Source organism: Coprococcus sp. ART55/1, from assembly GCF_000210595.1.
GTDB lineage: Bacteria > Bacillota > Clostridia > Lachnospirales > Lachnospiraceae > Coprococcus > Coprococcus aceti.
This window is the reverse complement of the sequence record NC_021018.1, coordinates 2948581-2959926: the sequence shown is the minus strand read 5'-3', so window position 1 is coordinate 2959926 and position 11346 is coordinate 2948581. Positions and strand designations below refer to the sequence as shown.

General features: G+C 42.8%; 10 protein-coding genes. 8 read left to right on the top strand and 2 right to left on the bottom strand.

Annotated elements, in window-relative coordinates:
- Window positions 1–305: 305 nt before the first annotated feature.
- The 5 genes from CCU_RS13305 (at window position 306) to CCU_RS13285 (ending at window position 8088) form a co-directional block, all read left to right on the top strand.
- Entirely contained in the window at window positions 306–893 is a 588-nt protein-coding gene (locus CCU_RS13305) for an epoxyqueuosine reductase QueH (RefSeq protein ID WP_243440902.1), read from the top strand.
- Between the two features lie 192 nt (window positions 894–1085).
- A complete protein-coding gene (locus CCU_RS13300; protein ID WP_015535012.1) occupies window positions 1086–2159 on the top strand; it encodes a carbamoyl phosphate synthase small subunit in 1074 nt (357 codons plus the stop codon).
- On the top strand, window positions 2159–5365 hold the full coding sequence (gene carB, locus CCU_RS13295) for a carbamoyl-phosphate synthase large subunit (protein ID WP_015535011.1): 3207 nt from the start codon (window positions 2159–2161) through the stop codon (window positions 5363–5365). Before CCU_RS13300 ends, carB begins: the two co-directional genes overlap by 1 nt.
- A 170-nt stretch (window positions 5366–5535) precedes the next feature.
- The gene (locus tag CCU_RS13290) at window positions 5536–7182 is read left to right on the top strand and encodes a putative manganese-dependent inorganic diphosphatase (RefSeq protein ID WP_015535010.1); all 1647 of its coding nucleotides are present in this window, start codon (window positions 5536–5538) and stop codon (window positions 7180–7182) included.
- 27 nt (window positions 7183–7209) lie between these two features.
- Window positions 7210–8088, top strand: a complete 879-nt coding sequence (locus CCU_RS13285; RefSeq protein WP_015535009.1) for a TIGR01212 family radical SAM protein — start codon at window positions 7210–7212, stop codon at window positions 8086–8088.
- 5 nt (window positions 8089–8093) lie between these two features.
- Here CCU_RS13285 and CCU_RS13280 read toward each other — a convergent pair whose 3' ends face one another.
- Together CCU_RS13280 and CCU_RS13275 are read right to left on the bottom strand one after the other, a co-directional pair.
- Window positions 8094–8537: a helix-turn-helix domain-containing protein gene (locus CCU_RS13280; protein WP_015535008.1), complete on the bottom strand. Its 444-nt coding sequence runs from the start codon at window positions 8535–8537 to the stop codon at window positions 8094–8096.
- Between the two features lie 60 nt (window positions 8538–8597).
- Window positions 8598–8999, bottom strand: coding sequence for a helix-turn-helix domain-containing protein (locus CCU_RS13275; RefSeq protein ID WP_015535007.1), 402 nt, complete (start codon window positions 8997–8999; stop codon window positions 8598–8600).
- Between the two features lie 155 nt (window positions 9000–9154).
- Here CCU_RS13275 and thyA point away from each other — a divergent pair, with 155 nt between their 5' ends.
- The 3 genes from thyA to CCU_RS13260 all read left to right on the top strand — a co-directional run.
- Window positions 9155–9985, top strand: a complete 831-nt coding sequence (gene thyA / locus CCU_RS13270) for a thymidylate synthase (RefSeq protein ID WP_015535006.1) — start codon at window positions 9155–9157, stop codon at window positions 9983–9985.
- Between the two features lie 42 nt (window positions 9986–10027).
- Window positions 10028–10528 carry a dihydrofolate reductase gene (locus tag CCU_RS13265; RefSeq protein ID WP_015535005.1) on the top strand — a complete coding sequence of 167 codons (501 nt, stop codon included), beginning with the start codon at window positions 10028–10030 and terminating at the stop codon, window positions 10526–10528.
- Between the two features lie 121 nt (window positions 10529–10649).
- A partial coding sequence (locus CCU_RS13260; RefSeq protein WP_208896291.1) for a heavy metal-binding domain-containing protein occupies window positions 10650–11346 on the top strand: 697 nt, incomplete at its 3' end.

Below are 11346 nucleotides of genomic sequence, written 5' to 3'. Positions count from 1 at the left end.
CTTTGACCTTGGCAACGCTGACGCTGAGCGGCTCTAACTTGTACTTTTTAATTGCCTGCTGAACTGTCATAATCTACACCTCCATTGATAAATGATCATAACGTGCTTTAGTAACTATCTACAGTATATTGTAAAGATATAACAAAGTCAACTAGTAAACATGCACAAATGTGCAAAAGATAATTGAATGTTGTAAAATGTGGTGTGAAATATCAACAAAAAAAGGAGAAAACAATGATGCAAAATGCAAATTATTATCAAATGATGGAGAGACAGATAGCTGAATTTGATAGTGAAAATACACAATGCGGCAGAAAAAACTATTGCTGCACTGCTGTTGTGCGCCATGTTCCAGCCATTGTCTGTCGGTCCTTGCGGAGCATTTTGACATAACAGCTTATTTTTACAATCCAAATATAACGGATTACGATGAGTACATAAAAAGATTCCGTGAGCTTGACAGATTTGTACATGAAGTATATGTGGAAGGAGTGGATGTCGAACTGGCGGAGCATGAGCCGCAGGTGTTTCTGGATATGGCTAAGGGCAGGGAGGATCTTCCTGAGAGAGGACTCAGGTGCTATGACTGCTATAAGCTGAGACTTGAGAAGAGCGCGATCCATGCGAAGAAAAATGAATATGACGTATTTACGACCACATTGTCGATAAGCCCCCACAAGAATGCGGACTGGCTGAACGAGATAGGTGCAGAGATGAGCAGGAAATACGACATAGATTATCTGTTCAGTGATTTCAAGAAGAAAAATGGATATAAGCACTCGATAGAGCTGTCAAAGGAATATGGATTATACAGACAGAATTTCTGTGGATGTGAATTTAGCAGACGGGCTGCTGAGCTCAGAGATGAAAAAATTAATAAAAATATTGAATAAAAAACAAGATTTTTGCCGTGAACACAAAAATAAAAAATATATCGAAAAAAATATTGTACCGCCTTGTCAAATGTGGTAGTATTTATTAAATTAAGAAAAAAGAGGCCAATAAATGTGGGTTATCTCAAGCGTTTCCCCCGTTTTCACTCTTTTTTTTTGAGCAAAAATAGAAAAAACGAAAGGAATACGATTATGAAAGCTTTTTTGATACTTGAAGACGGACACGTGTTTGAAGGTAAAAGTATTGGCTCTACTGATGAGATAATCAGTGAGATAGTATTCAATACTTCGATGACCGGCTATCTGGAAATTCTTACAGATCCATCATATGCAGGGCAGTCAGTATGTATGACATATCCGCTTATAGGCAACTACGGTGTATGCAGAGAGGATATGGAGGCTGGCAGACCTTGGCAGTCAGGATTCATTGTTAGAGAGCTCTGCAAGACTCCTAGTAATTTCAGAAGCGAGATGACCATAAACGAATTTCTTGTTGAGAATAATATAACTGGTATAGAAGGAATAGATACCAGAACACTTACCAAGATCCTCAGGAAAGATGGTACCATGAGAGGTATGATCACAACTGATGAGAATTATGATTTTGATGAGTGCATGAAGCGTATTAAGGCATGGAAGATGGGACATGTTGTTCTCGATGTTACATGTAAGGAGAAAATATTCTATCCTGGTGACGGATTCAAGGTTGCAGTCATCGATCTCGGTGTTAAAAAGAACATCGTCAAGTCCATCCTTGCAAGAGGTTGTCAGGTTACTGTATATCCTGCAGAGACACCTGCTGAGGAGATCATCGCAGACGCTCCGGACGGAATCATGCTTACAAATGGTCCTGGAGATCCAAAGGAGTGTAAGGTCACAATAGCTCAGGTAAAGAAGCTTTTCGATACAGATATTCCAATTTTTGCTATATGTCTTGGACATCAGCTCATGGCGCTTGCCAACGGCGGTGATACAGAGAAGATGAAGTACGGACACAGAGGTGCAAACCATCCTGTAAGAGATATGAAGACCGGCAAGGTATATATTTCAACACAGAATCACGGATATATGGTCAAGGAAGACAGCCTCGACAGAAAGATCGCAGAGGTCAGCTTCGTCAATGTAAATGACGGAACAGTAGAGGGAGTTCACTATCTTGGAAAGAATGCACAGACAGTTCAGTTCCATCCGGAGGCATGTGCAGGTCCGCTGGATACAGATTCACTGTTTGATACATTTATGAATATGATGGAGGTGTCAAAGTAATGCCAAAGAATCCTAATATAAAAAAGGTTGTAGTTATCGGATCAGGTCCTATAGTCATCGGTCAGGCTGCTGAGTTTGATTACGCCGGAACACAGGCGTGCCGTTCTCTTAAGGAAGAGGGACTGTGCGTTGTCCTCATCAACTCAAACCCTGCAACCATCATGACGGACAAGGATATAGCAGATAAGGTATATATTGAGCCTCTTACGGTTGATGTTGTAAAGGCTATCATTGAGAAGGAGAAGCCGGACAGCCTTCTGCCGACACTCGGCGGTCAGGCAGCCCTCAACATCGCCATGGAGCTTGATGAGTCAGGTTTCCTCAGAGAGCATGACGTGCTTCTCATAGGAACATCATCAACGACCATCAAGAAGGCCGAGGACAGACTTGAGTTCAAGAAGACTATGGAGAAGATCCATGAGCCTGTAGCACCTTCAGAGGTCGTTACAACAGTTCAGGGCGGTCTTAACTTTGTCAAGAAGATTGGATACCCTGTAGTTCTCCGTCCTGCATATACACTTGGAGGTTCAGGTGGTGGTATCGCTGAGAATGAGGAAGAGTTCAAGGAGATCCTCATGAACGGTCTGAGACTTTCACGTGTAGGACAGGTTCTTGTCGAGAGATGTATCGCAGGATGGAAGGAGATCGAGTACGAGGTTATGCGTGATGCAAATGGTACATGTATAACCGTATGTAACATGGAGAACCTTGATCCTGTCGGAGTACACACTGGAGACTCTATAGTCGTGGCTCCATCACAGACACTTGGTGACAAGGAGTACCAGATGCTCAGAAGCTCAGCACTGAACATTATCTCAGAGCTCAACATCAAGGGTGGATGTAACGTTCAGTTTGCTCTGAATCCTAATTCATTTGAGTATTGTGTTATCGAGGTAAACCCAAGGGTTTCAAGATCATCAGCACTTGCATCAAAGGCAACCGGATATCCTATTGCAAAGGTATCTGCCAAGATAGCCCTTGGATACAACCTGGATGAGATCAAGAACGCTATTACAAAGAAGACATATGCCAGCTTTGAGCCGGCACTTGATTACGTGGTTGTCAAGATCCCTAGACTTCCATTTGATAAATTCATCGCCGCTGACCATGATCTGACAACACAGATGAAGGCAACCGGTGAGGTTATGAGTATCTGTACAAACTTTGAGGGTGCACTTATGAAGGCTCTCCGTTCACTGGAGCAGCATGTAGACAGTCTCTGGTCAAGCAGATACAAGGATATGACAGACGAAGAGGTTATAAAGCTTCTCGGACATGTTGATGACAGACGTATCTATGTCATAGCTGAGGCTATCAGACGTGGAATATCATACGATCAGATCTATGACATCACCAAGATCGACAGATGGTTCATAGACAAGATCCACAACCTTGTTAAGGCTGAGAGAAAGATAATCGAGTCCAAGGGAGATATCTCCAAGGAGCTAATGAAGGAGATCAAGAGAGTTGAGTTCCCTGACAAGGTTATCGCGAGACTCACAGGCAAGACAGAGAAAGAGATCAGACAGATGCGTTACGACTACGGTGTAACAGCACACTTCAAGATGGTTGATACATGTGCAGCAGAGTTTGATGCCATGACTCCATATTACTATTCATGCTTTGATTCTCTGGAGAACGAGGTCGCTGAGGATAACTCAAAGAAGAAAGTAATGGTACTTGGTTCAGGCCCGATCAGAATCGGACAGGGTATCGAGTTCGATTACTGTTCAGTTCACAGCACATGGGCATTTGAGAGAAAGGGTTACGAGACAATCATCGTCAACAACAACCCTGAGACAGTCAGTACAGACTTTGATATAGCAAACAAGCTTTACTTTGAGCCTCTTACAGCGGAGGATGTTGAGGCTATAGTAAATCTGGAGCATCCGGATGGAGCTGTTGTACAGTTCGGTGGACAGACCGCTATCAAGCTCACAGAGGCACTCATGGAGATGGGGGTACCAATCCTTGGAACAAGTGCAGAGAATGTAGATGCAGCAGAGGACAGAGAGCTCTTCGATGAGATCCTTGAGAAGTGCTGTATACCAAGACCTGCTGGTAAGACGGTATTTACAAGAGAGCAGGCGCTTGAGGCTGCAAATGAGCTGGGTTATCCGGTACTTGTAAGACCTTCATACGTTCTCGGTGGACAGGGAATGCAGATCGCGATCTCTGATAAGGATATCATAGAGTTCATGGATATCATCAACAGACATACCCAGGAGCACCCAATACTTGTAGATAAGTACATCATGGGTAAAGAGGTCGAAGTCGATGCTGTATGTGATGGAGATGACATACTTATCCCTGGTATCATGGAGCATGTTGAGAGAGCCGGAATACATTCAGGAGACAGTATCTCGGTATATCCTGCACAGACACTCTCACCAAAGACAAAGAGAGTCATCGCTGATTACACCAAGAAGCTTGCAAACAGCCTGCACGTAATCGGACTTATAAATATACAGTTTATTGCATACAATGATGAGGTATATGTAATAGAGGTAAATCCTCGTTCAAGCCGTACAGTTCCATATATAAGCAAGGTAACAGGAATACCTATCGTAGATCTTGCAACACGTGTTATCACAGGTGAGAAGATCAAGGATATGGGTTACACACCTGGTCTTCAGCCGGAGTCAGAGTATTTCGCAATCAAGAAGCCTGTATTCTCATTTGAGAAGATCAGAGGCGCTGAGATAAGCCTTGGACCTGAGATGAAGTCAACAGGAGAGTGCCTTGGTATATCCAAGAACTACAATGAGGCTCTGTACAAGGCATTCCTTGGAGCCGGAATCAATCTTCCAAAGACCAAGAAGATGATCCTCACAGTCAAGGACTCAGATAAGATGGATGCTATAAATATTGGTAAGAGATTTGCTGCTCTTGGATATGAGATATATTCAACAAGAAGCACATGCAGAGTTCTCAATGAGAATGGTGTTCCTGCAAAGCTCATCAACAAGGTTGAGGAGCCATCACCAAATCTGCTTGACCTGATACTGAGCCATGAGATCGATCTGATCATCGACACTCCATCACAGGGTGTTGAGAGAAGCAAGGATGGATTTATCATCAGACGTCACGCAGTTGAGACAGGTGTTACATGTCTTACAAGCCTTGATACAGCCGATGCGCTGCTCACAAGCCTTGAGACCGCTGATACCACAAAGCTTTCACTCGTGGATATAAGCGAGATATAAGTTCTGATTAAACAGATAAAAAATGGGGCAAAATGATAAACAACGTTAAAAGGGGTTGTCATTTTGCCTCATTCAATTTATGCTTGTTAGCATGTGGGATGTCACAAGGCATCTTCCCTGCGTGGCATAGAAATGAATACATTATAATTGATAGAAATAAGAGGTGAAATATGCATAATGTTCCTACAGATGAAGTGTTTGTCATAGGACATAAGAATCCGGATACGGATTCTATATGTTCAGCGATTGCGTACGCCCATCTGAAAAATCAGCATGAGAACAAATACATTCCAAAGAGAGCTGGAAATATAAATAAAGAGACACAGTTTGTCCTTGATTATTTTGGTGTGCAGGCGCCGGCACTTGTGAGCAATGTAAATGTACAGGTGAAGGATATAGCATACAGAATAGTTGATGGTGTGTCGGGAGATATCACCATGAAGAGAGCATTTGAGATAATGCAGGATAACGACGCCACGACACTTCCGGTTGTCAATAATGGCAAGATAAAGGGAATAATAACGGTCGGAGATATAGCCGAGGCATATATGCTTGAGAAGGATGATAATTCCCTGTTCATAGCTGGTACAAAGTTCTCACACATAATAGATACTATAAATGGCGAGCTTGTGTACGGTGACGCCGACGAATATGTTAAGGATGGAAGAGTGATCGTGGGAGCTGCCCAGGTTGACATCCTTGAGAGACATGTCAAGGAAAATGACATAGTCATAGTGAGTGACAGGGTTGAGGCTCAGCTTGCGGCCATAAACTGCGGTGCGAGCATGCTTATAGTATGTCTTGTGAACAGTATATCTGACGTGGTTCTGGAATTTGCAAAGAACAAGGGCTGTGCGGTTGTTGTTACACCGACGGACACCTATGCTGTTGCCAGACTTATCGGACAGAGCATGCCTATAGGATTCTTTATGATAAGAGACCGCATCATGACATTCTATGAGGATGACGATATAGATACGCTTAAGACGACCATGGCAAAGACCAGAGTGAGATACTTTCCGGTTACGGACGGCTATGGCAACTACAAGGGACTTGTATCAAGGCGTAACTACATCAATGCGAGAAAGAAACAGCTCATACTTGTTGATCACAATGAGAGAACCCAGTCTGTTGACGGCGTGGAGAATGCCGAGATACTCGAGATAATCGACCACCACCGGATCGCGAATATAGAGACCATGAATCCTGTGTATTTCAGAAATCAGCCACTTGGATGTACTGCTACGATCATCTATCAGATGTACAAAGAGCAGAATGTCAAGATAGATAAGCCGATAGCTGGACTTCTCTGCGCAGCGATACTTTCCGATACACTGGCATTCAAGTCTCCGACGTGTACATTCATAGACGAGGCTGCTGCAAAGGAGCTTGCAAGGCTTGCAGAGATAGACATATATGAATTTGCCATGGAGATGTTCGACGCGGGAAGCAACCTCAAGGACAAGACCATGGATGAGATACTTCATCAGGATTTCAAGAAATTCGACATTGGAGATATGGTTGTTGCTGTTGGACAGATCAATTCCGTCAATGAGAAAGAGATAGACAGAATAAGAAACGGTATGCGTGAATTCCTCGGTGGATATATGGAGCCTGGCTGTGATGTGGTCATGTTTGCAATGACCAATATTCTTCAGGAGGGCTCAGGTATCATATGCGTGGGAGAGAATGCACAGGAACTGTGCAGCAAAGCATTTGGTGTGCAGCTTGAGGATAGCTATGCATATCTTCCCGGTGTTGTATCAAGAAAGAAACAGATAGTTCCTGCTCTTGTAAAGGCGACACATCAGATATAGACAGGATCGTATATAGAAGGTAACAGTATGGATATATATACAACAAATGCGTATATAAGAGATACATTTGGAGAGAAATTATATAAGATATCATTGAATGCAGGAACCACCTGTCCCAACCGTGATGGTAAAGCTGGGACAGGTGGATGTATTTTTTGCAGTGCCAGCGGCTCGGGAGATTTCTCTGAGGATGCAGTCATGAGTATAGATGAACAGATAGAACTGGCAAAAAAGAGGATATCAGGCAAATGCAAATGCGACAGATATATAGCGTATTTCCAGTCATATACAAATACATACGGTGATGTCGATGCTTTGCGCGAAAAGTTTCTGGCGGCTGCAAGAAGGGATGACGTTGCGGCTGTATCGATAGCCTCCAGACCGGACTGCTTTGGCCCGGAGGTCATAGATATGATAAAAGATATAATAGCTGTTAAACCTGTGTGGATAGAACTTGGCCTCCAGACAGCAAATGACAGGACAGCACAGCTCATCAACAGGTGTTATGACATAAGTGTGTATGATGAGACGATGAACAGACTCAGAGAACTGGGAGTTCACATTATAGTTCATATGATAATAGGCCTGCCCGGTGAGACGAAGGAGGATATGATTGATACGGTAAGGTACATAGTGCGAAGCGGCGCAAATGGTATAAAGCTCCAACTGCTTCATGTCCTCAGGGGAACTGTTCTTGAAAAAATGTATGAGGAAGGAGTGTTCCGTGCACTGACATTTGCTGAATACGCAGATATTTTGTGTGATTGTCTTAAAGAGCTTCCTCCTGATATGGTTGTTCACAGGTTCACCGGGGATGGGCCTAAGAATATTCTTGTTGCGCCTCTGTGGAGTGCTGATAAGAAGAGAGTTATAAACGATTTGAACCGTATTATTTCGAAATTGTGAGTTTGCTAGCAGCTCAGTGCAGACTTTAAAAACAGCCTGAGATTTTCCCTGCCGTTGTCGTCAAGCTGATCACAGTCGGACATTATTCCTGTCGCTTCCGGTGGAAGAGTCCTGCCGTGGCTGTAGGCGAGGAACACTTCGCTGATGTCCATCTTATTTTTCTTTGCTATATCGATGCAGGTGAGCAGCACCAGATGACTCATATTAATACTGTATAAATTGGATATTCTGATAAGATTTATGAGATCCGGGATTCGCTCTCCACATTCATAGTGCGAGTAGGCGGAGACGGACACCTTCAAGATGGCGGCTATTTCCTGCTGCCTTTTTCCGTGGCTGCGCCTTAGAGACTTCAGTGCGCCGCCTATCACTGCACAGTTAAAATCCTGATCGGATGAATCGTCTTCATACACCGACGGATCAATGTTGCGTTCTTTTCTTTTTTTCATATTTTCCTGTTTTCTCCTTAAAAATAATATTTACTGTAATTGGTGGGTATAATACTGGATCTACAGTCTGGAATTTTTAGATGCTAGATTTGCCACAAATGTGTCTATAAGTTGACGGTCGCTGTCGCTGAGAGATCTGTAATTGCCCAGCATGTCTGCTGTGCTCTGGTTAGATTCTATGGCGGTCATGTATGAATTGTCCTCCATGACGATCTGTAGTGGCTTTGGATGCCCCTGCATGTATCTTGATGACAGGGTGTATGCATATAGAAAATCGTGGTTGAGAAGCTCTGACAGCTTTATGGCCTGTTCTATATTAGGGATGTTTCTCCCTTCCTCGTAGTTGGCATATCCGGATCTGGAAATAGATAGCGCTGCTGCGACATCCTGCTGTGTGAGTCCTGCCTTCTGTCTGAAATATCTGAGAAGGGCAGGTAGTGGATTGGATGAATGTGGTTTCATGTTTCACCTCCTTTGAATGTTTTTCTGCATTGTACACAAAAATAGTCCGTTGTAAATCAAAATGTAATAAAAGTGTTGTTTGATGTAATAATTAATCACATGTGGGATGGAGAGTATGATATAATTATCTGAAAAAACAATCGGAGGTTACCAAAATGAGTCTTGCAGATGATCTCTTTATAAACATGTGTAAAGATATAATCGATAATGGATATAGTACGGAGGGGGAGAAGGTCAGACCAAAGTGGGAAGATGGAACATATGCCTACACCATAAAGCGTTTTGGTGTTGTCAACAGGTATGATCTGTCAAAGGAATTTCCTGCGATAACACTTAGAAAGACGTATGTGAAGTCGGCTATTGATGAGCTGCTCTGGATCTGGCAGAAAAAGTCAAATAATGTTCATGATCTCAAAAGCCATATATGGGACAGTTGGGCAGATGAGAACGGTTCCATAGGAAAAGCATATGGATATCAGCTTGGTGTAAAGCATAAATATAAAGAGGGCATGATGGATCAGGTGGACAGACTGATATATGACCTTAAGAATAACCCATACAGCAGAAGAATGCTCACTAACATATATGTTCATCAGGACTTGAGTGAGATGAATCTGTATCCGTGCGCGTACAGCATGACATTCAATGTAACAGGGGACAGGCTCAACGCTATACTGAATCAGAGATCCCAGGATGTGCTTGCGGCCAACAACTGGAATGTTGTCCAGTATGCGGTACTGGTACATATGCTTGCCCAGGTCACGGGCTTTAAGCCGGGAGAACTGGTACATGTGATCGCGGATGCACACATATATGACAGACATATACCGATAGTCAAGGAGCTGATAACAAGACCTACACATCCTGCTCCAAGGTTCTATATGAATCCGGATGTCAAAGATTTCTATGACTTTACTCTGGATGATTTCAGGATAGAAGACTATGAGACAGGACCACAGATTAAGAATATTCCTATTGCGATATAAGACTATGAAGCATGGGACGGGAATTATACAGATGGAGGACATATGAAGTTTATTGCAGCGGTAGATAAGAATTGGGCCATTGGAAATAAAGGCAGATTACTGATAAGGATATCGGAGGATCAGAGAAATTTCAGACAGACCACGATGGGGCATGTCGTTGTTCTCGGAAGGAAGACTCTGGAGGAGTTTCCGGGCGGAAGACCGCTCAAGGGAAGGGCAAATATAATTCTCAGCAGGAATCCTGAATATGCAGTTGAGGATGCGGTGGTTGTCCACTCAATGAACGAACTGTTTACAGAACTGGCAAAATATGACACGGATGACATTTTTGTCATAGGCGGACAGACTATCTACGATGAGCTCATACCATATTGTGATGAGGCAGTAATCACCAAAATAGACAGGGAATTTGAGGCCGATGCCTTCATTTCGAATCTCGACAAACTGGACAACTGGGATGTGACGGATGAGAGACCGGGTGAGGATGTGTCAGAGGTGAATTTCACATTTGTCACATATAAAAATAGTGACCTGAAGAAATAAATTATAATTATTTTATAATATTCACAAAAAAGCACCTTTTTTTGATTAAAAATTCAACAAAAAACATTTGTTAAATGAAGATTATTGTGATACAATTTTTTTATATTTGGGAGGTGCGCTAATGAAGGAAGTATTAATTACATCGGGAACAAGCTTTGAGGGATATGATATCGTTGGCTATGGAACATACAAGTTCACACAGACGATACTTAATTCCAACTTTTTGAAGGATTTCGGAACATCTATTGCGGATATTGCCACGGATAGAAGAGATATCTATCAGGAGAAGATCGATGAGATCCTCAATGAAACAATCAATAATTTCACAGATATGGTCCGTGAGACGAAGTACAATGCTGTAGTTGGATTCAGAACAGGTGTTGAGGAATACACCAACAACGTAACTGCTGTTGTTGCCAGTGGAACTCTGGTAAACATAAAGGAGCAGTACAAGTCGGAATTTGACAAGAGCAGCTTCATCAGAAACGAGATATATGTAAGAAACTATTACGACCTGCTCGTGCCAAGAGCATCAAAGGTGGTGCTTGCATCAGAGGGCAAGGGAACAAAGATTTCCGTGTGGTTCAACAACTACAATAACGACGATATAAAGGCACTTAAGGCAGAGCTTCAGTTCACCAATATCTATGGTGACAATATAACACTGCCGGATGTTGATTTTACATTTGATAAGACCAACCTCAAGCTCCTCAAGTCGGATTATGTGGAGTGTAAGCTTCCGGACAAGTATATAAAGATGATATCCTCCGTCAAGGTATACATCAAGAAGTATGTCAAGGCCAGCGGAGTATACGAGA